The sequence below is a fragment of the Plantibacter sp. CFBP 8804 genome, assembly GCF_014841225.1.
Classification (GTDB): Bacteria; Actinomycetota; Actinomycetes; order Actinomycetales; family Microbacteriaceae; genus Plantibacter; species Plantibacter auratus.
In genome coordinates, this window is record NZ_JACYTU010000010.1 from 57,278 (window position 1) to 77,826 (window position 20,549).

The following is a 20,549-nucleotide window of genomic DNA, read 5'->3' on the forward strand; positions in this document are numbered from 1 at the left end:
GCGGTGGGTGGGGGAATCACACCCACCGCCGACGTCGTGCGGCCCTACAATCGGCACATGACGGCACGGGGCTCCTACGCGAAAGGCGTTGCGCGCCGGGAGGAGATCCTGCGCGTCGCGCTCGCGGTGTTCGCGCGCGAGGGGTACCGCGGCACGTCGCTCCGTGAGGTCGCGCGTGAGGTCGGCGTCAGCCTGCCGGGGCTCATGCACTACTTCGAATCCAAGGAGCACCTGTTCGCGGCGATCCTGCGGGAGCGCGACGCCGTCGACTACGAGGAGTTCGCCGCGGCCGGCTCGCAGGACGCGATCGAGGGTCTGGTCGCCGTCATGCGGCACAACAGCGATGTCCCGGGCCTCGTCGAGCTGTACCTGACGATGGCGGCGGCCGCCGGAGATGCGGAACACCCGGTGCGCGGGTTCTTCGTCGATCACGTCACGGCGGTGCGCCGGAGCATCGCCGACGTCGTCCGGGATCGCCAGGCTTCCGGGCGGGTCGCCGCGGGCATCGATCCCGATCACGTGGCGCGCGTCATGGTCGCCCTCGCCGACGGGCTGCAGGTGCAGTGGACGCTCGACCCCTCCGTCGACATGGCCGGTGACCTCGAGCGCGCCTGGGCCCTCCTCGTCGGCGACGCCGGCGCGGTGCGCTGACCCGAGCGCCGCGGAATCGGCGTGGGCGCGCCCCGGGCGCGTGAGCGCGACCCTCCGGAGACCCGCGCTCACGCGGCTGGGGTGCGCTCGCGTCAGCGCACCGCGCTGGCAGCAGCCACCCGACAGGTTTCGTGAAAACCTATTGACCGCTCGGGTTTCGCGCCTATACTCAAAGCCGTGCAGTGATCGGTTTCCCGATCCTGCCAGGACAGCACCACCCGCGGGCCAGAGCCGGTCCGCAGCTCAGCGTTGAGAGGAACTCGGATGTCCAACCCACCCCGCCGCCCCAAACCCACCGGCCAGCGAGCCTCGAGCGGCCCCTACGTCAGCCTCGTCACCGGTCCGTCGGGGCCGACGGAACGGGCGTCGAAACGGGTCGTCACCACCATGGCGCTCGCCCAGTTCGGTCTGTTCGTGGCCCTGCTCGCCCCGGTCACCGTGAGCCTGGCCCTCAAGACGCAGCAGCTCGTCCCGGGTGACCAGGCGGCGGTCGTCAACGGCAACGTCCTCTCCATCGCCGCCCTGTTCGCCCTCGTCGCGAACCCGGTGATCGGCCGCCTGTCCGACCTCACCCTCTCGCGGTTCGGTCGCCGTCGGCCATGGATGTTCCTCGGCGCGATCGGCTTCGTCGCGTCGCTCACGATCGTCGCCCTCGCGCCGAACGTCCCCGTCCTCATCGCCGGGTGGTGCCTCGCCCAGCTGACCGGCAACGCCATCCTCGGCCCGCTGCTCGCGACCATCGCCGACCAGGTCCCGCCGGAACAGCGCGGGAGCGTGTCCGCGAACGTGGGGGTCATGCAGAACGTCGGCATCCTCGCGGCGGCCTTCGTGGCCAGCTGGTTCGTCACCGACATGCTGCTCCTCTTCGTCGCCCCGGCGGTCTTCGCGCTCATCACCGTGTGGCTGTACTGCTTCGTCCTGCCGGACCGCGCGATCACGACCCGACCGGATGTCGGCGGCTGGAAGGGCCTGCTCTTCACCTTCTGGGTGAACCCGCTCAAGCACCCGGACTTCGGCTGGGTCTGGCTCTCACGGTTCCTGCTGACGCTCGCGTCGTTCCTCTTCGTCGCGTTCCGCCTGTTCTTCCTGCAGGAGGAGGTCGGGCTGACGCAGCAGGGCGCCGTCGACACCCTGACCATGGGTGTGCTGATCTACACGATCGCGCTCGTCATCACCGCGAAGCTCGGCGGTTGGCTGTCGGACCGGATGCTCAACCGCAAGGTCTTCGTCATCGGCTCCACGGTGGTGTTCGCGGTCGGACTCATCCTGCTCGCCCACACCACGACCGTGCCCATGTTCTACGTGGTCGAGGCGATCATGGGGGCGGCGTACGGCGTGTACGTCGCGGTCGACACCGCCCTCGTCGTGGACGTCCTCCCGAACCCCGACGACGCGGCGAAGGACCTCGGCGTCCTCAACATCGCGAACGCCCTGCCGCAGTCCCTCGCCGGCGCGGTGGGCGCGTTCCTCCTCGGACTCGGCGCGGTCGGCAACAACTACACAGCCCTGTTCTGGGGCGCCGGGGTCATCGCCGTGCTCGGCGCGCTGACGATCCTGCCGGTCCGACACCGCATGACCCGGAACGCCGACGGGACGATCACCGGATCGATCGCGACCCGTGGGTGACCCCGGTCACGCCTCCCGCACCCCGATCACCAGCTCCACTCCATCACCCAGCGACGCCAAGGACGGCGTCAGAACGGACGGCAACACCATGACCGCACCAGCGCTCTCCGTGCAGCTCTACAGCATCAAGGAGCACCTCGATCAGGGCCTCGACGACGCCCTCGCCCGGCTCGCCGGCATGGGCCTGCGCGAGGTCGAAGCCTTCGACTTCGTCTCCCGCGCGACCGAGCTCCGCGAGGCGTTCGACCGTCACGGGCTCGCCGCCCGCACCGGGCACGCGACCCTCCTCTCCGACGAGATCCGCTTCGGCGACCAGGTCATGCCGGTCGCCCCACAGGAGGACGTCTTCGCCGCGGCGAAGGCCCTCGGCCTCGAGATCGTCATCGACGCGTTCGTCAGCCCCGACCGCTGGCTCGACGAGGCAGCCGTCGCCGACACGGCGTCCCGCCTGAACGCCGCAGCGGAGCGCGCCGCCGACCACGGCCTCCGCGTCGGGTACCACAACCACTCGCAGGAGTTCGTCGCATCGTTCGGCGGACGCAGCGCGTTCGAGGTCTTCGCCGATCAGCTGCGTGACGACGTCGCCCTCGAGGTCGACCTGTTCTGGGCGGCGACCGCCGGTCAGGACGTCCCCGCGCTGCTCGGTCGCCTCGGCGACCGCGTTCAGGCGCTCCACGTCAAGGACGGCCTGCTGCCCGCCGACCCGTTCGCACCGGGAGCCGCGCCCTTCGTGCCGACGAGTCTCGACCAGCGACCGTTCGGGCAGGGCGAGGTCCCGCTGCGTGAGTCCCTCGCCGCAGCGCCCTCGGCGCGGTTCGCGATCATCGAGTTCGACCACTACGGCGCCGGCGACATCTTCGACGGCATCCAGGCGAGCGTCGACGCGCTCGTCGCCGAACAGCTCGTCTCGACCGAAGCGGTGGTCCGCTGATGCCCGCGGCCGCGCAGGGCACGACGGCACGCGCACCGCAGGGCAGCGGCCCGGTCGGCGTCGGGTTCATCGGCACCGGCATGATCAGCGACACCTACCTCGAGCACCTCACCGCGTTCCCCGACGTCCGCGTCGTGATCCTCGGCGACCTCGACGTCGACCGCGCGAAGGTACAGGCGGAGAAGTGGGGCGTCGGCGAGTGGGGGACCGCCGACGACGTCCTCGCACACCCGGACGTCGAGCTCGTCGTGAACCTCACGATCCCCGCCGTCCACGCGCAGGTCGCCTCGCAGGTGCTCGCCGCCGGCAAGCACGTGTGGACGGAGAAGCCGATCAGCGTCGACCGTGCGAGCGGGCTCGCGCTCCTCGAGCAGGCCGACGCCGCGGGACTCCTCGTCGGCATCGCGCCGGACACGGTGCTCGGCCCGGGCGTCCAGTCCGCGCGTCGCGCCATCGCCCGCGGTGACATCGGTCAGCCGCTCACCGCCCAGACCGTCATGCAGTACGCGGGGCCGGACATCTTCCACCCGAACCCGGAGTTCCTGTTCGCGAAGGGTGGCGGGCCGCTGTTCGACATGGGGCCGTACTACCTGACGACGCTCGTGCAGGTGTTCGGTTCGGTCGCCTCGGTGTCGGCTGCGGGCTCCCGTGGGCGTGCGACGCGGACGATCCAGCAGGGCGACCGCGTCGGCACCGAGTTTGCCGTCGAGGTGCCGACGCACGTCAGCGCCATCGCCCGCTTCGTGGACGGCGGCGTGAGCCAGAGCGTCTTCAGCTTCGAGTCACCGCTCGCGAAGATGGGCGTCGTCGAGATCACCGGCACCGAGGGGACGCTCGTGATCCCCGACCCGAACATGTTCACGGGCGAGGTGCGGATCACCCGCGCGGCACCCATCGAGCGGATGCAGCAGGATCCGGAGTGGGAGGTCGTGCCGACCGAGGGTGTCCTCGCCGGCCGCGGGACCGGGGTCCTCGACCTCGCCCGGGCGATCCGTTCCGGCGGCACGCCGCTCGCCTCGGGCGCCCTCGGCTACCACGTGCTCGACACGCTCGTCTCGATCGACGAGTCCGTGGTGTCCGGCCAGACCGTCGACGTGGCGAGCTGGGTCGCGCCGGTCCCGCTCGTCGCCGAGGACTGGGACCCGTTCGCCGCAACACTCTGAGCGCCGTGAGCCGAGCTGCCACGAGCAGAACAGAACCGAGCAGCATCGGAGCAGCCTGAGCAAGCCCCCGGTGGTGTCCGTCGCCCCACGTACGCTGAGGCGATGGACACCACCGGCCGGAGCGCCGCCGAGCACCCCGATGACGCGGCCCCTCGCCGGCGATGGATCCTCACCGGCCAGCTCGGCCCGGCGTTCGACGACGGCGGACCGATCCTGCTCATCGAATCGAAGTCCACCTTCACCAAGCGACCGATGCACCGGGCGAAGGCGCACCTCTTCCTCTCGGCCATCCGACATCGTGCGGCGGAACTCGGCGACCGGGCGGAGTTCCGCCAGGTCGACCGCTACGAGGAGGTCGTCGAGGTCGGCGCCGACCTCGAGGTGATCGACCCACCCTCGTGGACGGCTCGGCGCTTCGTCCGTGAGCGCGGCCTCCGGGTGCTCCCGAGCCGCGGCTTCGTGACCTCGGAGCCGGACTTCGCGGCCTGGGCGTCGACGCGGGACGGCAAGCGGCTCCTCCTGGAGGACTTCTACCGCACGGTGCGGGAGCGGACCGGGATCCTCATGCGCGGCGACCAGCCGGAAGGTGGCCGCTGGAACTACGACCACGACAACCGGAACCCGCCGCCGAAGGGGGCCGCCCGGCTCGGTCTGCCCGAGCCGCTCTGGCCCGAGGAGGACGACATCGACGCGGAGGTCCGGGAGGACCTCGACCGGTGGCAGCGCGACGGACTGGTCCAGCTGGTCGGCGACGACGGGCCGCGGCGCTTCGCGGTGACAGCGGCCGAGGCGGAGGCGGCGCTCGCGGACTTCATCGAGACCAGGCTCGGCGACTTCGGCCCGTTCGAGGACGCCATGCTCGGCGGCGACTGGACGATGGCGCACTCCCTGCTGAGCGCACCACTCAACCTCGGCCTGCTCGACCCGCGCGACGCCGTCGAGACGGTGATCGCCGAGTACCACGCCGGTCGTGCACCGCTGTCGAGTGTCGAGGGCTTCACCCGTCAGATCATCGGCTGGCGCGACTACGTCTGGCATCTCTACTGGCACCTCGGCGAGCCGTACCGGACGAGTCACAACGCCCTCGGAGCGCACGAGCCGCTCCCTCGCCAGTTCCGCGAACTCGACGCCGCCGCCATCCAGTCCAACTGTCTCCGCGAGACGATCGACGGGATGCGTCGCCACGGTTGGGCGCACCACATCCAACGGCTCATGGTGCTCGGCAACTGGGCCCTGCAGCACGGGTACGACCCGGTCGCACTCAACGACTGGTTCATCGACATGTTCGTCGACGGCACCCCCTGGGTGATGCCCGCGAACGTCATCGGCATGTCGCAGCACGCGGACGGCGGCATCGTCGCGACGAAGCCCTACGCCTCGGGCGGTGCGTACATCGACAAGATGTCTGACTACTGCGGTGGGTGCGTCTTCAATCCCAAGGTGCGGCTGGGCGAGGACGCCTGCCCCTTCACCGCCGGATACTGGGCCTTCCTCGACCGCGTGGAACCGCGCATCCGGCACAACACCCGCATGGCGCAACCGCTGGCCGGGATGCGACGACTGTCCGACCTGCGCGCCGTCGTCGACCAGGAGCGCACCCGCGAACAGTGGTGATCGGAGCAGTCGTCCAGCCCTCGCGCGACCCCTCGACCGGTGGGGAACGCCTCGCTAGGCTCGGCACATGACGCCCAGTGATGCAGCATCCGACCCGCAGATCGCCGCACTCCAGGCTGCCGCCGCCCAAGCCCAGGCCGAGCTCGAAGCCGCCCAGGCGCAGGCGGCGCTCGCCGCAGCGAAAGTGAAGGCGGCCGAGGCGGCAGCGGCGCTCGCCGGGGCCGGGATCACCGCGTCGGGCGGGGCCACCGGAGCGGCGTCACCGGTCGAGTCTGGGGACCCCGGTTCCGCGAGTGATGCGCCGGCCGCCGAGGCCCCATCCGACGTCCTAGCCGGCGTCCCAACCGACGAAGCGGTCGGTACCGACACCAGCACCGCCGGCACTGGCACTGCCGACACCAGCAGCACGGCCCCGAGCAGCAGCAGCGGCGACGGCGCCAGCAGCACCGACGACCTCAACGCCGACACCATCGGCCCGGGCCCGCTCGGCCTCGACGACGTGCTGAAGATCCGCGACGGCTACCTCGTGCACGGCCCGGCGCTCGAGATGGGTGCCCTGGTCAACGGGGAACCGGTGCCGGGGGTGCAGGTCCGCATCCCGCTCAGCGTCATGAACCGGCACGGGCTCGTCGCCGGCGCCACCGGAACCGGGAAGACCCGCACGCTCCAGGGCCTCGTCGAGCAGCTCTCGGCCGCCGGCGTCCCCGTGTTCGCCGCGGACATCAAGGGCGACCTCTCGGGCATCGCGACCCCGGGGGAGTCGAACGAGAAGCTCCTCGACCGCACCCGCGGGATCGGCCAGGACTGGACGCCGGCCGCCACCCCGACGGAGTACTTCGCGCTCGGCGGCGTCGGCAAGGGCGTCCCGATCCGCGCCACCATCGCGGCCTTCGGCCCGCTGCTGTTGAGCAAGGTCCTCGGCCTCAACGCAACGCAGGAGTCCAGCCTCGGTCTCGTCTTCCACTACGCCGACCAGGCGGGCCTGCCGCTCCTCGACCTGAGCGACCTGCGCGCGGTCCTCACCTACCTCGCGAGCGACGACGGCAAGGGCGAGCTGCAGGAGCTCGGCGGGCTGTCGGGCGCCACCGTCGGGGTGATCCTGCGGGAGCTCATCACCTTCGCCGACCAGGGCGCCGACGTCTTCTTCGGCGAACCCGAGATCGACACCGCCGACTTCATCCGCCTCGACCCGAGCGGCAAAGGCATCGTCAGCCTGCTCGAGGTGCCGGGCGTCCAGAACCAGCCGGCCCTCTACTCGACGTTCCTCATGTGGTTGCTCGCCGACCTCTTCAACACCCTCCCCGAGGTGGGCGACCCCGAGAAGCCGAAGCTCGTGTTCTTCTTCGACGAGGCGCACCTGCTGTTCCGCGACGCGTCGAAGGACTTCCTCGCGCAGATCACGCAGACGGTCCGGCTCATCCGGTCGAAGGGTGTCGGCATCTTCTTCGTCACGCAGACACCGAAGGACGTCCCGGGCGAGGTGCTCGCGCAGCTCGGTTCGCGCGTGCAGCACGCCCTCCGTGCGTTCACCCCGGACGACGCGAAGGCACTCAAGGCGACCGTGTCGACCTACCCGACCTCCGGCTACGAGCTCGGCGAGGTCCTCACCTCGCTCGGCACCGGTGAGGCGGTCGTCACCGTGATGAACGAGAAAGGGGCACCGTCGCCGGTCACGTGGACGAGACTGCGGGCGCCGCAGGGACTCATGTCGCCCAGTGCCGACACCGCGATCGACGCGGCGATCGCGGCCTCACCGTTGCTCGTGCGGTACGGGACGCCGGTCGACCGAGAGTCGGCGAGGGAGATCCTGACGGCGAAGCTCGAGGAGGCGAACCAAGCAGCGCTCGCGGCCGAGGCCGAACTCGAGCGGCAGCGCATCGCGGCGGAACTCGCGAAGCAGCAGGCCGCCGCCGACAAGGCGCAGGCCGCGGCGCAGAAGAAGGCGGACGCCGAGTACGAACGGTTGCTCCGGAAGACCGCCGGCACGACCCGCCGGACGTCGACGAGGTCGTCGTCGACGTCGACGTCGTCGAAGAGTCCGCTCGAGGAGATCCTCGGGTCGAAGGCGACGCGGTCGATCCTCACCGGCGTCGTCGAGGGCATCTTCGGGACGCGTCGCCGTCGCTGAGCTGCTGCTCCGGTCTTCAAGCGGTGTCCCGTCCCCTGAGCGGTTTCCCGTTCCCTGAGCGGTGTCCCGTTCCCCTGAGCGGTTCCCCGTTCCCGGAGCGGTTTCCCGTTCCCTGAGCGGCTCCCGGTCCCTTGAGCGGTTTCCCGGTCCCTGAGCTTGTCGAAGGGCGCGAACCTAGCGGAGGCCGTCTTCGGCGAGGCGACCGAGCTCGACGGTGGCGCGGGCGTCGTCGAGCAGCCCGTCCTGCAGCGACCACACGGCGGACAGCGCGGAGCGCGCGACCACCCACTCGAGGAGGACGGTTCGCGACAGGCCCAGTGATCGACTCACCAGCCCCACCCGCTCGGTGAACAGCCGCGGATTCCGCGCCGTCGCTGGATCGGGGTTGCTGAACAGCGCTGTGGCGTCGAAGGCGCGGTGGCCGATGATCCCCTTGGGGTCGATCGCCCGCCAGTCACCGGGTGCGAACTCGAGCACGTTCATGTGGTGGAGGTCGCCGTGCAGCACGACGACGTCGGCAGGCGTCGTGGTGTCGAGCAGTCGATCGGCGAGCTCCCGCCCACGCTCGAGGAACGCGGCGCTCGCCGGATCGCCGAGGAGGGTGCCGAGGGCGGGTGCGTCGTCGGCGAGCAGCTCGCGGAACCACCGGCGGAGCGTGGGGAGTTCGGCGATGACATCACCGGCATCGGTCGGCGCCGGGGTGGGGATCGCCGCGTGCAGGGTGTCGAGCACGGAGCACAGGATCGCGACGGCTCCGAGGTCGTCACCTGCGCGGGTCAGTGAGGCGAGATCACGGCCGCCCGTCGCGCGTTCCAGGACGATCGCGTGGTCATCGCCCGCGAACACCGCTGCACACCCGGCGCCGTCCCACGCCGCGAGCAGCTGACCGCCGAGTGCTTCTTCCTCGACGAGCGGAACCTTGAGCATCGCCGGTCGTCCGTGATGTGTCACGGGGAGCAGCCGGCTCGACGGCGTCACGATGAGCTCGCCGTCGCGGACGAGCCGCCACTGCTCGACGGCCGCGTCGATGCTCCCTGGTCGCCATGTCACGGGACTCAGCCTAGGCAACCCGGTCGGACCGGTGCCTGGGTCGTGCCTCGGGCGGTCTCGTGATCGCGCCTCTGTCCTTGGGTCGCGCCTCGATCGCCGCCTCGATCGGACCCTTGGTCGCCCCCGGGCCGCACCTCGGTCGGTTCCTGAGCTTGTCGAAGGGCACACGGGCGAACATCGCCCTTCGACAAGCTCAGGGACCGGAGGGTGGTGGAAGGGCAGACGAAGGAACGCCGCCCTTCGACAGGCTCAGGGACCGGGAGGGTGGGGCTCAGGGACCGGGAGGGTGGGGCTCAGGGACCGGGAGGGTGGGGCTCAGGGACCGGGAGGGTGGGGCTCAGGGACCGGGGAGGGCGGGGCTCAGGGACCGGGAGGGTGGGCTTCAGGGACCGGCGAGGATGGGGCTCTGGGACCGGGGAACGCCGGTTAGGCTGGCGCGGTGACCGAGATCCGCGCGTACCGACCGACCGACCGCGCCGCCGTGGCGGCGATCTGCACCCGAACGGGCGACTCGGGGGCGGACGCGACCGGACAGTTCAGCACGGACGACCTCCTGCCCGACATCTACGCCTTGCCCTACGTCGAGCACGAGCCCGAGTTGGCGCTGCTCGTCGACGCCGGTGCCGGTCCGATCGGGTACATCCTGGGCACCGCGGACACGACCGCCTTCGACCGCTGGTTCATCGAGCGCTGGTGGCCGACCGTCGAGGCGAAGTACGCGGTGGCCGCGGCCTCCGGTGCCGCCTCGGAGGAGGAACGCGGCATCGTCCGATCCGCGACCGATCGCGGCGGGCTGGCCCCGGACCTCCTGGCGCAGTACCCGGCGCATCTGCACATCGACCTGCTGCCGGAGACCCAGGGGATGGGTGTCGGCAGACGGCTCATCGACGCGTTCTGCGAGCTCCTCGCGGAGCGCGGCGTCCCGGGTGTTCACCTCGGCGTCGGCGTCTCGAACACCGGTGCACAGCAGTTCTACCAGCGGACGGGCTTTACCCGGGTCGACGGCGATCCCGGCGCCCACTGGTACGCGAAGGCGCTCTGACCCGGGCGGTATTCGCCTCGAGCCGGATCCCGCGGGGTGCGACGACGCCCTCGCGCTCCGTCGCGGTAGCCGGGGCAGGCCGACTCGGCGAGAGCAGTTCGGCTAGAGCAGTTCGGCGCGCGCCCAGCGCAGACGCTCGAGCGGGGTGAGCAGGTCGGGGTGGTCCTCGCGGAGGTCGTCGAGCGAGACCGGCTGGCGAGGTCGTTCCACCGGGCCGTCGTAGGCGGCGACGACGGCCGCGATGCTGTCCGTGCTCCACCGGTTGCTGCGCATGCGGAGGAGTGGGCGGTTCTCGGCGTCGCAGACGAAGAACTGCGAGCTCGCATGTAGACCCCGACCCCGGAACTCGAAGAGCAGACTGCGGCCGATCGCCTCCCGTGGAACGAACCGCTGCCGCCCGACGATGGGCTGCTCGACGAACCCGTCGTGCCGCACGACGATGCGTTGGCGACGGGAGAGGACGGCGACGCCGAGCAGGACGACCATGCCGATGATGCCGAGCGTGATGACCCACGTGCGTTCGACACTCGGGCTCGGGCCGACGAGCCAGAGCGAGACGCCCCAGACCGGGAGGACGACGATGGCGGCGCTCAGGACGGCGCTCCAGAGCACGCGAGGATGCGGTCTGACCGTCACCGGTTCATCACCCCGTTGCACCACGCGCTCACCCCCGCCGACCATGGTGTCCTGCTTTCAGTGGGTGGACAATCCGCTATCTGGGGGACAAGTAGGACGAATACCCCATTCTTCGAGCCGGTCCACTCGCTTGCGCCGATGCGCTTGACTTCTCAGTGGCGCGATGTGCAATATATTGCATGCCCGCTCCCGCTCAAGCCAACCCGCAGCGCCGGGCGCTCCTCCGCGACGACGTCTACCAGTCGCTGCGCAATGCGATCGTCGACGGGACCTTCACTCCGGGCGAGAAGCTCGTCGACACCGAACTCGAACGCTGGCTCGGCGTCAGCCGAACGCCCATCCGTGAGGCCGTCCTGCGTCTCGCCCGGAGTGGGCTCGTCATCGCGAAACCCGGACGTTCGACCGTCGTCGCCCCGCTCGACAGCCGGGCGACACTGCAGGCTCAGGCGGTCGCCGCGGCGATGCACGAACTCGCCGTCCGTGAGGCGGTGCCGCACCTGAGTGCGGCCGACCTCGACCGCATGCGCGCGGCGAACCGTGACTTCGCAGCCGCGCTCCAACGTGACGACGCCGACGCCGCGCTCGCAGCGGACGACGCCTTCCATGCCGTGGCCGTGGACGTCGCCGGGAATCCGTTCATCCGTGATGCGCTCGAGGCGGTCACTCCGCTGCTGCGCCGGATCGAACGGCTGCGGTTCTCCTCGGTCGCGGCACGCGGGTCGATCGCGCAGCACGATGCCGTCATCGAGCGCTGTGCGGAGGGGGACGTGGATGCGGCGGCCGCGCTCGTCCGGGGCAACTGGACGACCCTCGCCGACCTTGTCCTCGCCCACCTCGACGAGGACTGACCAGCTCGCGCCACCCGACCCGTTTCCCGGCACCGATCGCCACCACTCAGCCGCACCACCGAGACCCAGGAGCCACCACATGTCCCTCAGCGACTTCGCCCGCTACCCGCTCACCTTCGGACCGAGTCCCGTCCACGAACTCACCCGCCTCACCGCCCACCTCGGCGGCGCGACGATCTGGGCCAAGCGCGAGGACGTCAACAGCGGTCTCGCCTACGGCGGCAACAAGACCCGCAAGCTGGAGTACCTCATCCCCGACGCGATCGCGCAGGGTGCCGACACACTCGTGTCGATCGGTGGCTACCAGTCCAACCACACGCGGCAGGTCGCGGCGGTCGCGGCGAAGCTCGGGATGCAGGCGGTGCTCGTGCAGGAGAACTGGGTGGACTGGCCGGACGCGGTGAACGACCGGGTCGGCAACATCATGCTGTCGCGGATCATGGGTGCCGAGGTCCGTCTCGATCCCGCGGGCTTCGGCATCGGCTTCAAGTCGAGCTGGGAACGCGCCCTCGACGACGTGCGCGAACGCGGCGGCACCCCGTACGCGATCCCGGCCGGCGCGTCGGACCACCGGCTCGGTGGTCTGGGGTTCGCGAACTGGGCCGCGGAGGTCGAGCAGCAGGAGCGTGAACTCGGGGTGTTCTTCGACACGATCGTCGTCTGCAGCGTCACCGGGTCCACCCACGCCGGCATGATCGCCGGGTTCGCCGGGCAGGACCGACCGCGCCGGGTGATCGGCATCGACGCGTCGGCGAAGATCCAGGAGACCCGCGACCAGGTCGCACGCATCGCCCGCAACACGGCGGAGCTCATCGGCCTCGAACGCGAGCTCCGCGACGACGAGATCACGGTGTTGGAGGGGTGGGCCGGCGACCTCTACGGGATCCCGGTCGAGTCGACGATGGAGGCGATCCGCCTGACCGGTCGGCTCGAGGGTGTCATCATCGACCCGGTCTACGAGGGGAAGTCGATGGCGGGGCTCATCGACCTCGTGACGAGCGGTGACATCCCGGCGTCCAGCAACGTCCTCTACGCGCACCTCGGCGGGCAGCCGGCGATCAATGCCTACAGCGCCCTCTTCCGCGACTGAGCCGGTGCCCGGCGCCTCGCCCGAGCGGGGTGCCGGCGCGGTGCGCTGGGCTGAGTTGCCGAAACCTGGCGTCAGCGCGGTGCGCTGACGCGAACCCGAGGGAACCGGCGTGAGCGCGGGTCAGGCGACCGAGCGCGCCCCTCCGGAGACCCGCGCCCACGTCCATGGCCCGCGCTCGCGTCAGCGCACCGCGCTGACGCACTACCAGGGTCGATGGTCGCGGTCCAGGGGCGGGCGGCGGCGCGTGGCGGTGCGAGACTTGGACCTCCACGACGCGAGGAGGTCGCATGCGCGCACCGATGGAACCCCCACACCAGACGCGGATCGCATGATCCGTCTGCAGTCGACCGCCTGGCCAACCAGCGGCACCTCCCTCGACCTCGACGCTCTGCACGACGCGGCGACCGGATCGTTGGCGAGCATCGAGTCGCGCCTGGCCTTCACCTCCACAGCCGTGCGACTCGTCGGTCCGCTCGAGCAGCACACCGCCGGGCGCGTCTTCGCGGGACTCGGCGCGATCGCCGCGGTCGACGTCACGCTCGCACGCGTCGTCGAACCGCACCTCGACGCACTGGCCATCCTGCATCAGGCCGACCTCGAACCGCCGGCCGTCTCCACCTGGGGCGTCTTCGCGGCCGAGGCACCCGGGCTGCGTCTCGACGCGACCCTGGTCGACGACGCCTGGCAGCTGTCGGGCACCAAGCCGTGGTGCTCCCTCGCCTCCCACCTGAGCGACGCCCTCGTCACCGCCCACACCGCGCCGGGGGAGCGGCGGTTGTTCGCCGTCGCGCTCACCGATCCCGGGGTCACGACCGACGACAGCGCGTGGCTCGCCCGCGGGCTGCCGCTCGTCCCGAGTGGCCCGGTCGGCTTCGACGGCGTCCCGGCGTCCCCGGTCGGCGACGACGGGTGGTACCTGCGACGCCCCGGCTTCTCCTGGGGTGGGATCGGTGTCGCCGCCTGCTGGTGGGGCGGCGCGATCACGCTCGTCGACCGCCTGCTCGCCGCGGCACGCACCCGACCTGACGCCGACCTCCTCCTCCGCACGCTCGGCGCCGCGGCCATCGACCTCTCGATCGCCGAGCAGGCGATCGCCGACGCGGCCCAGGCCATCGAGCACGGCCACGCCGATGACACGGCCGGCCCGCGCCTCGCCCAGCGTGTGCGGTCGACGGTCCGCGGTCGGGTCGACGCCATCCGCGCCGGGGTGCTCGGAGCGCTCGGCCCCGGCCCGCTCACCTCCGAACCCGCGTATCTCGCGCGGATATCCGACCTCGAGCTCTACGTCCAGCAGGACCACGGCGACCGCGACCTCGCGCGCTACGGCCGCATGCTGGTGGAGGCCGACTGATGCCCGCGTTCGACCACCGCGACCCCGGCACGTCGGCAGCCGCCTGGGCGACCCGCTTGCACGAGCTCGACCTGCTCGTCTGGGACGGTTGGCGCCACGCCACCGGCGTCGTCGTCCTGTCACCGCACCCCGACGACGAGTCGCTCGGAGCCGGCGGGCTCATCGCGGCCGCCGCAGCCGCCGGGATCCCGGTCGAGGTCCTCCTCGTGACCCTCGGCGAGGGATCGCACCCCGACTCACCGACCACCACCCCCGAGGAGCTCGCCCCGCGTCGGGAGGCCGAGTTCGTCGACGCGGTCGGTCGTCTCCACCCGACGGTCGGGTACGACGTCCTGCACATCCCGGACGGCGGCCTCGACGCTGAACGCGCGGGCATCGCGGAGCGACTGCGAGCAGCCGTCGCCACCGCGGGATCGCGACCGCTCATCGTCGCCCCCTGGCGCGGCGACGGGCACCGCGACCACCGGATCGCGGGCGAACTCGCCACGGCCCTCGCGACCGAGCTCGACCTCGCGCTTGTGGAGTTCCCCATCTGGCTCTGGCACTGGGCCGACACCGACGACGCGACCCTGCCGTGGGCCGAGGCGCGGATCGTCCCGCTCGACGCGGCGGCGCACGGGGCGAAGATCGCCGCGATGGACGCCTACCCCTCGCAGACGGAGCCCCTCTCGGACGCACCGGGCGACGAGGCGATCGTCGACCACCACCACCTGCAGCACTACGCGCGGCGGTTCGAGGTGCTGTTCCCGAACGGGCGTGCGCTGGACCTTGAGCCCGACAGCGACCCGGACACACGTGCGGCGGCGGACACCGACACCGACCCCGCCGGCACCGATGCCGTGACGGCTGCGACGGCCGATGCGATCTCGCGGTCAAAGGAGTCCTTCGAGGACCACTATCGCGACCACCCCGGGGGCTGGGACTTCGGTTCCTGGTACGAGGAGCGCAAGCGCCGGGTCCTCCTCGCCGCCCTGCCGCGCCAGCGCTACGGCTCGGTACTCGAACTCGGTTGCGCGACGGGTGTCCTGACGGAGCGGCTCGCGGACCGCAGCGACGACGTGCTCGGTGTCGACATCGCCGAAGCACCCCTCGAGATCGCCCGTCGACGGGTGCCCGCCGCCCGGTTCGAACGCGGCACGCTCCCTGACGACTGGCCGAGTGGTGCCTTCGACCTCGTGGTGATGTCGGAGGTCGGCTACTACCTGTCGGCGACCGACCTCGACCGGGTGATCGACCACCTCCTCGGCTCACTCACGCCCGGCGGGAGCATCGTCGCATGTCACTGGCGGCACCCGGACGACCACGCCACGACCTCGGCCGAGTTCGTCCATCGCCGGTTGCTCGAACGCTGGCCCGGCCGTCGGTCGATCCAGCACGTCGAGGACGATTTCCTGCTCGACGTCCTCGTGCCTGCCGATGAGGCGAGCATCGCCGCGGTGGACGGTCTGACGGGCTGATGCTGCGACGGATCGATGCCGTCGTGCCCGCGCACGACGAGGAGGAGCTGATCGGGCCATGCCTCGACGCGCTGCTCGTCGCGCGTGCCGCCGCGCTGCGTCGTCGTCCCGAGCTGCAGGTGGGGATCGTCGTGGTGCTCGACGACTGTCGCGATGACACGGCGCGGATCGTCCGTGAGCGGTTGGCGGGATTCGGTCCTGAGGAGGCGGTCACCGTCGTCATCGACGAGCGCAGCGTCGGAGCGGCCCGTCGGGCCGGTGTCGCTGCCGCTGCGGGATCGGGCGCGGCGGACGTCTCCGCGCGGTGGATCGCCAACACCGACGCCGACTCGCGCGTTCCGGAGGACTGGTTCTCCGTCCACGCCGATGCCTTCGACGACGGTGTCGACGTCCTCCTCGGGACCGTCCGTCCCGACTTCACGGACTTCTCCGAGGACGACGTGGAGCGGTGGTCGCTGACCCACCCGCCCGGACATCTGCCGGGCAACGTGCACGGGGCCAATCTGGGTGTCCGGGCCGATCGGCTCGACGAACTCGGCGGCTTTCGTGAGCTGCCCGAGCATGAGGACGTCGAGCTCGTCGAGCGCGCCCGGGCGGCGGGTCTCCGGGTCGTGCCGACGCTGGATGCGCCCGTCGAGACCTCGGGTCGGCGACGTGGCCGGACCCCGGGTGGCTACGCCGCGTTCCTCGCCGAGACCTACCCGCGATCCTGACGGTCCAGCGCGTCTGAACCCCCGGCCCGCGTCGACCGGTCCTATCCGTCCGTCTTCGGGTCGACGATGACCTCGGTGACCTCGCCGAGGTCGAGCACCGGGTACCGGGAGACGGCCCCGACCTTCTCCTCGCTCGCGAGGACGTAGACGTCGGTACTGCGCTCGGCGAGGGCGCGCTTCGTCGCGGCGTCGTCGAGGTCGCCGGTGGTGAGGCCGTGCTCGGGATGGAAACCTGTGACACCGAGGAAGCAGGCGTCGGCGCTCAGGTGACGGATGGCCTCCGCGGCGAGGGCGCCGCCCGCGACCATCGAGTGACGTCCGAGTTCGCCGCCGATCATGATGACGCGCGCCGGCGAGTGTTCCGCCACGGCGAGGGCGACCGCTGGGCTCGGGGTGATGACGGTGAGGGTCGGATCGTCCGGGAGGAGTCGGGTGAGCGCGAGCGCGGTGGTGCCGGCGTCGATGATGATGGTGCTGCCTGGTCGGATCCGCTCGGCGGCGATGCGGGCGACGCGCTCCTTGCTCGCCGTTCCGAGGGACAGCCGATCCCGGAACGGGCGGTCGGCCGCGGGGACCGGGAGTGCGCCGCCGTAGACGCGGACGCAGAGGCCGGCTTCGGCCAGCTCGCGGAGGTCTCGGCGGATCGAGTCCTCCGAGAGTCCGAGCGCAGCGGCGGCGTCCTTCGCGACGATGCGGCCGTCGCGTTCGAGGAGGTCGAGCAGGTGCGATCGTCGTTGTGCGCTCAGCATGCGTGCTCCTTCATGATCTTGCACGAACGTGCACGGTTAACGCTACAGTGCTGGACATGACAACGCCACTCCTCATCCTCATCGCCGGCCCCTACCGCTCCGGGACCGGCGGTGATCCCGACGCCATCGCCCGCAACCTGGAACGACTCGAGGTCGCTGCAGCGCCGATCTACGCGCTCGGTCATGTCCCGATGATCGGGGAGTGGGTCGCGCTGCCGATCCTGCGTGGGATCGACACCGCGTCGGGCGATGGCGACGTGATGTACGAGACGGCGAGGCGGCTGCTCCAACACTGCGACGCCGTGCTCCGGTTGCCGGGGGAGTCGTCCGGCGCCGACACCGACGTCGCCATCGCCCGTGAGCGCGGGATCCCCGTGTACACCGACCTCTCGGAGATCCCGGCCATCGAGGGCTGAGGTCGCTTGCCCGCGGAGCCCCCGTGCTCCGGCTAGGCTGACGCGCGTGCTCGACGACCTCAGGATCCGCCGCTACCGCGACACCGATGCGCGGGCGACCAGGTCGATCTTCGAACGCGCGGTGCGGGTGACGGCTGCCGCCCACTACACGGCCGAGCAGCTCGCCGCATGGGTGCCGGACGAACCGGCAGGCGCCGTGTTGGACGACTGGGCCGACCGACGTGCCGCGGTGACGACGTGGGTGGCCGAGCTCGACGACTCGGTGGTCGGATTCACCGACCTGGACGTCGAGATCGGCTACCTCGACATGCTGTTCGTCGATCCGGACGCCGGGCGACGCGGCGTCGGTTCCGCGCTCATCCGTCAGGTGCTCGATGAAGCCCGGGTGGAGGGACTCCGGGAGGTGACCGTGCAGGCGAGTCGGACGGCGCAGCCGGTGTTCGCGCGTCACGGCTTCGTCGTGGTCCGCGAGCAGCGGGTCGAGCGTCGCGGGGTGCTCATCGAGAACGCGGTGATGCGGATACCCCTGGACGCCACTGCGGGGTGATGCTCCAGGGACGTCCCGCGCGCCCGGCGGGGTGTCGCCAGCGCGGTGCGCTGACCCGAGCGCGGTGGTGTGGGTGCCGGCGCGGTGCGCCGACGCGAGGTCGCTGCAATCGGCGTGAGCGCGGGTCATGGACGTGGGCGCGGCCCTCTGGAGACCCGCGCTCAAGCGTGTGACCCGCGCTCACGTCAGCGCACCGCGCTGGCAGTCCGTCAGGCGTCGGCGAGTTGGGCATCGGCACGCTCCGGGGAACCGGCTGCGAGGCCACGGCTGATGGCACGTCGCGAGCCGAGCCAGAGCAGGACCCCGACCAGGAAGACGATGACCTCCGTGACGGTGAGCGACCAGACGATGCCACCGAGTCCGAACCACAGGTTGCCGAGGAGGACGATCGGGACGAACAGCACGCCCTGGGTGACGGCCATGACCGCCGCGGGGAGTGCTCGCCCGGTCGCTTGGAAGAGCGAGGTGATGAGTCCGGTGAACCCGTTGGCGATCATCGCGGTGAGCTGGGCGACGAGGATCGTGACGCCGAGTCCGAGGACGGCGGGGTCGGCGATGAACGCGGAGACGATCGGCTCACGCAGGACGAAGACGACGCCGGCGAAGAGGACCGAGATCCCACCGACCGTGAGTGCCGAGGCACGGAGAGCGGATCGGAGGCGCGCACCGTCGCCCTTGCCGAACGCGTAGGCGAAGAAGGGGAGCACGCCGAAGGTGACGCCCATGACCAGGAACTCGGGCACTTGGGCGATCCGGACCGCGACGCCCATGGCGGCGAGCGGAGCGTCTCCGTAGGCTGTGGCCAGCGTGTTCAACACGAGCGCGGTGACGATGAGGAACCCCGACTGCAGAAGCGTGCTGACCCCGACACCGAGGACCGGCTTGAGGATCGTCGGCGACATCGTGAACCAGCGCGGAGCCAGACTGACGTGTTCGCTGTTGCGCTGCAACCACGCCACGAAGTAGACGAGGACACCGAGGTTCGCCAGGCCCATCGCGAGCGCTGCGCCGGCGACGCCCCAGCCGAACCCGAGGATGAAGACGAGATCGAGGACGAGGTTCGCCACGGCCGACGCGATGAGGGCGATCATCACCTGACGGGCTGCACCCTCGGCCCGCACGAGCTGTTCCAGACAGAACGCGGTCGCCATGACGGGGACGAACGCGAGCATGACACCGATGAACGCCGAGGTCGCCGGGGCGGTGACCGCGTCCGCCCCGAGCAGCGACACGAGTGGACCGAGGAACACGAGGCCGATTCCGCCCAGGACGGCGCCCGTCAGGAACGCGCCCCAGACGGAGAAGGAGGCGGCCCGTTTGATGTCCCCGGCCTGTGCCGGGTCGTGTTCCGAGGCGCCGAGGAGTCTGGAGATGAGCGCGCCGCCACCGACGCCGAACAGGTCGCCGATGGCCATGATCAGTCCGAGGATCGGGGCTCCGAGGGTGATCGCGGCGAGCAGGGTGGTGTCGTGCAGCGAGCCGACGACGCCCGCGTTGATGAGGTTGTAGACGGCGCTGACGACCAGGGCCGCTGCCATCGGGACGCACAGGTGGATGAGTGCCCGGACGATCGGGGCGGTCGCGAGGTACCAGCGGTTGCTCCCGACCGTGTCGGCGGCGGTCGAGGGCGCGGTGGCCGTCGACGGTGCGGTGCTGCTGGGGACGGGTGTTCCGGCGGTGGGATCGGTGTGGTGTTCGGGGTGCATGGCAGGCTCCGTTTCGGGCAGGTTCCGGGCGCGACGATGAGCGCCGGCGCGGCGAGGGTTCGGTGATGGGGGGTGGTCGTCCGGCGCGGGCTGGGCGGACGGGCTCAGCGGGCGTTCGGGCGCGACGGGCAGCGCCGTCGTGGCGTTCGCGGTCGCCATCGTGCGCGGCGGTCGGTGGAGGGCGCGGCGAGTGGTCTCGGCGCGTGGTCAGGGAGCTCGGGTTCCCCGAGCGGTGATCAGCGGGTCGGCTGCGGCAGGTGCGCCGTGAGCTTCGTGAGCAGAGCGTGTAGGGTGTCGCGTTCGCTCTGGTCCAACGGGGTCAGGATGATGTCGTCGGCCTCGGCCATCGCGGTCTCGAACCCGGCGATGAGGTCGGTGCCGAGCGCGGTGGCGTAGACGCGCTTGGTGCGTGCGTTCCCGTCCTCCGTGCGGCGTTCGACGAGGTCTCGACGTTCGAGTCCCTGCAGGAGGCTCGAGACGCTGGCGGCGCTCGTCCGGCTCACCTCGGCGATGTCGCGTTGGCTCGATCCTGGATGCCGGACGAGGTGGCCGAGGACGAAGGCCTGTTCGTGACTGAGTTCGCGGGCTCGGATCCAGTCCTCGCCGGCCTTGCGCTGTGCCCACCCGATCCAGCGGACCAGTTCGAGTGTGCTGCTGAGGGTGGGTGTCTCGTCGTCCATGGTTAGAACGCTAATGCTTTGACTTCTAACTGTCAACCATCGAATGATCGACTCACTCAGCGCGGTGCGCTGACGTGAGATGTGCGGACTTGGTGCCAGCGCGGTGCGCTGGCGCGAAACCGACGAGTTCGGCGTGGGCGCGGGTCGTAGC

Annotated in this window: 19 protein-coding genes; 14 read left to right on the top strand and 5 right to left on the bottom strand. The window is 70.9% G+C overall.

From position 1 onward, the window contains the following. The first annotated feature begins 57 nt into the window (after positions 1–57). The 6 genes from IFU11_RS15355 (at position 58) to IFU11_RS15380 (ending at position 8,113) form a co-directional block, all read left to right on the top strand. A complete protein-coding gene (locus tag IFU11_RS15355) occupies positions 58–651 on the top strand; it encodes a TetR/AcrR family transcriptional regulator (protein WP_137243780.1) in 594 nt (197 codons plus the stop codon). A gap of 264 nt (positions 652–915) precedes the next feature. Next, positions 916–2,277 carry an MFS transporter gene (locus tag IFU11_RS15360; protein ID WP_192019496.1) on the top strand — a complete coding sequence of 454 codons (1,362 nt, stop codon included), beginning with the start codon at positions 916–918 and terminating at the stop codon, positions 2,275–2,277. An 88-nt stretch (positions 2,278–2,365) separates the two neighbouring features. Further along, complete coding sequence (locus tag IFU11_RS15365; RefSeq protein WP_192019497.1) at positions 2,366–3,208, top strand: sugar phosphate isomerase/epimerase family protein; 843 nt, start codon at positions 2,366–2,368, stop codon at positions 3,206–3,208. Then, a complete protein-coding gene (locus tag IFU11_RS15370) occupies positions 3,208–4,371 on the top strand; it encodes a Gfo/Idh/MocA family protein (protein ID WP_192019498.1) in 1,164 nt (387 codons plus the stop codon). The genes IFU11_RS15365 and IFU11_RS15370 overlap by 1 nt, the downstream gene beginning before the upstream one ends. 102 nt (positions 4,372–4,473) lie before the next feature. Then, complete coding sequence (locus IFU11_RS15375) at positions 4,474–5,985, top strand: cryptochrome/photolyase family protein (RefSeq protein ID WP_192019499.1); 1,512 nt, start codon at positions 4,474–4,476, stop codon at positions 5,983–5,985. Between the two features lie 67 nt (positions 5,986–6,052). Next, a complete protein-coding gene (locus IFU11_RS15380; protein ID WP_192019500.1) occupies positions 6,053–8,113 on the top strand; it encodes a helicase HerA-like domain-containing protein in 2,061 nt (686 codons plus the stop codon). 174 nt (positions 8,114–8,287) lie between these two features. Here the strand turns inward: IFU11_RS15380 and IFU11_RS15385 are convergent, their stop codons facing one another. Continuing rightward, positions 8,288–9,163 carry an aminoglycoside phosphotransferase family protein gene (locus tag IFU11_RS15385; protein WP_371742797.1) on the bottom strand — a complete coding sequence of 292 codons (876 nt, stop codon included), beginning with the start codon at positions 9,161–9,163 and terminating at the stop codon, positions 8,288–8,290. 439 nt (positions 9,164–9,602) lie between these two features. Between IFU11_RS15385 and IFU11_RS15390 the strand changes: the two genes are divergently transcribed. Continuing rightward, the gene (locus IFU11_RS15390; RefSeq protein ID WP_192019501.1) at positions 9,603–10,205 is read left to right on the top strand and encodes a GNAT family N-acetyltransferase; all 603 of its coding nucleotides are present in this window, start codon (positions 9,603–9,605) and stop codon (positions 10,203–10,205) included. 102 nt (positions 10,206–10,307) lie between these two features. Here IFU11_RS15390 and IFU11_RS15395 read toward each other — a convergent pair whose 3' ends face one another. Continuing rightward, entirely contained in the window at positions 10,308–10,841 is a 534-nt protein-coding gene (locus IFU11_RS15395) for a hypothetical protein (protein WP_207185357.1), read from the bottom strand. A gap of 179 nt (positions 10,842–11,020) precedes the next feature. Here IFU11_RS15395 and IFU11_RS15400 point away from each other — a divergent pair, with 179 nt between their 5' ends. The 5 genes from IFU11_RS15400 (at position 11,021) to IFU11_RS15420 (ending at position 16,300) form a co-directional block, all read left to right on the top strand. After that, the gene (locus tag IFU11_RS15400) at positions 11,021–11,689 is read left to right on the top strand and encodes a GntR family transcriptional regulator (protein ID WP_192019503.1); all 669 of its coding nucleotides are present in this window, start codon (positions 11,021–11,023) and stop codon (positions 11,687–11,689) included. A 79-nt stretch (positions 11,690–11,768) separates the two neighbouring features. Then, the gene (locus IFU11_RS15405; RefSeq protein ID WP_192019504.1) at positions 11,769–12,779 is read left to right on the top strand and encodes a 1-aminocyclopropane-1-carboxylate deaminase; all 1,011 of its coding nucleotides are present in this window, start codon (positions 11,769–11,771) and stop codon (positions 12,777–12,779) included. Between the two features lie 328 nt (positions 12,780–13,107). After that, a complete protein-coding gene (locus tag IFU11_RS15410) occupies positions 13,108–14,130 on the top strand; it encodes an acyl-CoA dehydrogenase (protein ID WP_192019505.1) in 1,023 nt (340 codons plus the stop codon). Continuing rightward, positions 14,130–15,587: a bifunctional PIG-L family deacetylase/class I SAM-dependent methyltransferase gene (locus IFU11_RS15415; RefSeq protein WP_192019506.1), complete on the top strand. Its 1,458-nt coding sequence runs from the start codon at positions 14,130–14,132 to the stop codon at positions 15,585–15,587. Before IFU11_RS15410 ends, IFU11_RS15415 begins: the two co-directional genes overlap by 1 nt. Positions 15,588–15,610: 23 nt before the next feature. After that, complete coding sequence (locus IFU11_RS15420) at positions 15,611–16,300, top strand: glycosyltransferase (RefSeq protein ID WP_371742798.1); 690 nt, start codon at positions 15,611–15,613, stop codon at positions 16,298–16,300. 41 nt (positions 16,301–16,341) lie between these two features. On the opposite strand, the gene IFU11_RS15425 is transcribed toward IFU11_RS15420, so the two are convergent. Next, positions 16,342–17,049: a DeoR/GlpR family DNA-binding transcription regulator gene (locus IFU11_RS15425; protein WP_192019508.1), complete on the bottom strand. Its 708-nt coding sequence runs from the start codon at positions 17,047–17,049 to the stop codon at positions 16,342–16,344. Positions 17,050–17,105: 56 nt separating this feature from the next. Between IFU11_RS15425 and IFU11_RS15430 the strand changes: the two genes are divergently transcribed. Both IFU11_RS15430 and IFU11_RS15435 read left to right on the top strand, forming a co-directional pair. Then, the gene (locus IFU11_RS15430) at positions 17,106–17,465 is read left to right on the top strand and encodes a DUF4406 domain-containing protein (RefSeq protein WP_192019509.1); all 360 of its coding nucleotides are present in this window, start codon (positions 17,106–17,108) and stop codon (positions 17,463–17,465) included. 46 nt (positions 17,466–17,511) lie between these two features. After that, complete coding sequence (locus tag IFU11_RS15435; RefSeq protein ID WP_192019510.1) at positions 17,512–18,012, top strand: GNAT family N-acetyltransferase; 501 nt, start codon at positions 17,512–17,514, stop codon at positions 18,010–18,012. A gap of 209 nt (positions 18,013–18,221) precedes the next feature. On the opposite strand, the gene IFU11_RS15440 is transcribed toward IFU11_RS15435, so the two are convergent. Both IFU11_RS15440 and IFU11_RS15445 read right to left on the bottom strand, forming a co-directional pair. Continuing rightward, positions 18,222–19,718 (bottom strand): MATE family efflux transporter, encoded by a 1,497-nt coding sequence (locus IFU11_RS15440; RefSeq protein ID WP_192019511.1) that lies wholly within the window; start codon positions 19,716–19,718, stop codon positions 18,222–18,224. Between the two features lie 236 nt (positions 19,719–19,954). Continuing rightward, entirely contained in the window at positions 19,955–20,398 is a 444-nt protein-coding gene (locus IFU11_RS15445; RefSeq protein WP_086475007.1) for a MarR family winged helix-turn-helix transcriptional regulator, read from the bottom strand. Positions 20,399–20,549 lie beyond the last annotated feature (151 nt).

Excerpts from the sequence above, each read along its gene's own strand:
- IFU11_RS15400 (WP_192019503.1), top strand. The coding sequence starts at position 11,021 with ATGCCCGCTCCCGCTCAAGCCAACCCGCAGCGCCGGGCGCTCCTCCGC.
- IFU11_RS15375 (WP_192019499.1), top strand. The coding sequence starts at position 4,474 with ATGGACACCACCGGCCGGAGCGCCGCCGAGCACCCCGATGACGCGGCC.
- IFU11_RS15355 (WP_137243780.1), top strand. The coding sequence starts at position 58 with ATGACGGCACGGGGCTCCTACGCGAAAGGCGTTGCGCGCCGGGAGGAG.
- IFU11_RS15370 (WP_192019498.1), top strand. The coding sequence starts at position 3,208 with ATGCCCGCGGCCGCGCAGGGCACGACGGCACGCGCACCGCAGGGCAGC.
- IFU11_RS15430 (WP_192019509.1), top strand. The coding sequence starts at position 17,106 with ATGACAACGCCACTCCTCATCCTCATCGCCGGCCCCTACCGCTCCGGG.
- IFU11_RS15365 (WP_192019497.1), top strand. The coding sequence starts at position 2,366 with ATGACCGCACCAGCGCTCTCCGTGCAGCTCTACAGCATCAAGGAGCAC.
- IFU11_RS15445 (WP_086475007.1), bottom strand. The coding sequence starts at position 20,398 with ATGGACGACGAGACACCCACCCTCAGCAGCACACTCGAACTGGTCCGC.
- IFU11_RS15415 (WP_192019506.1), top strand. The coding sequence starts at position 14,130 with ATGCCCGCGTTCGACCACCGCGACCCCGGCACGTCGGCAGCCGCCTGG.
- IFU11_RS15410 (WP_192019505.1), top strand. The coding sequence starts at position 13,108 with ATGATCCGTCTGCAGTCGACCGCCTGGCCAACCAGCGGCACCTCCCTC.
- IFU11_RS15425 (WP_192019508.1), bottom strand. The coding sequence starts at position 17,049 with ATGCTGAGCGCACAACGACGATCGCACCTGCTCGACCTCCTCGAACGC.
- IFU11_RS15405 (WP_192019504.1), top strand. The coding sequence starts at position 11,769 with ATGTCCCTCAGCGACTTCGCCCGCTACCCGCTCACCTTCGGACCGAGT.
- IFU11_RS15380 (WP_192019500.1), top strand. The coding sequence starts at position 6,053 with ATGACGCCCAGTGATGCAGCATCCGACCCGCAGATCGCCGCACTCCAG.
- IFU11_RS15360 (WP_192019496.1), top strand. The coding sequence starts at position 916 with ATGTCCAACCCACCCCGCCGCCCCAAACCCACCGGCCAGCGAGCCTCG.
- IFU11_RS15440 (WP_192019511.1), bottom strand. The coding sequence starts at position 19,718 with ATGCACCCCGAACACCACACCGATCCCACCGCCGGAACACCCGTCCCC.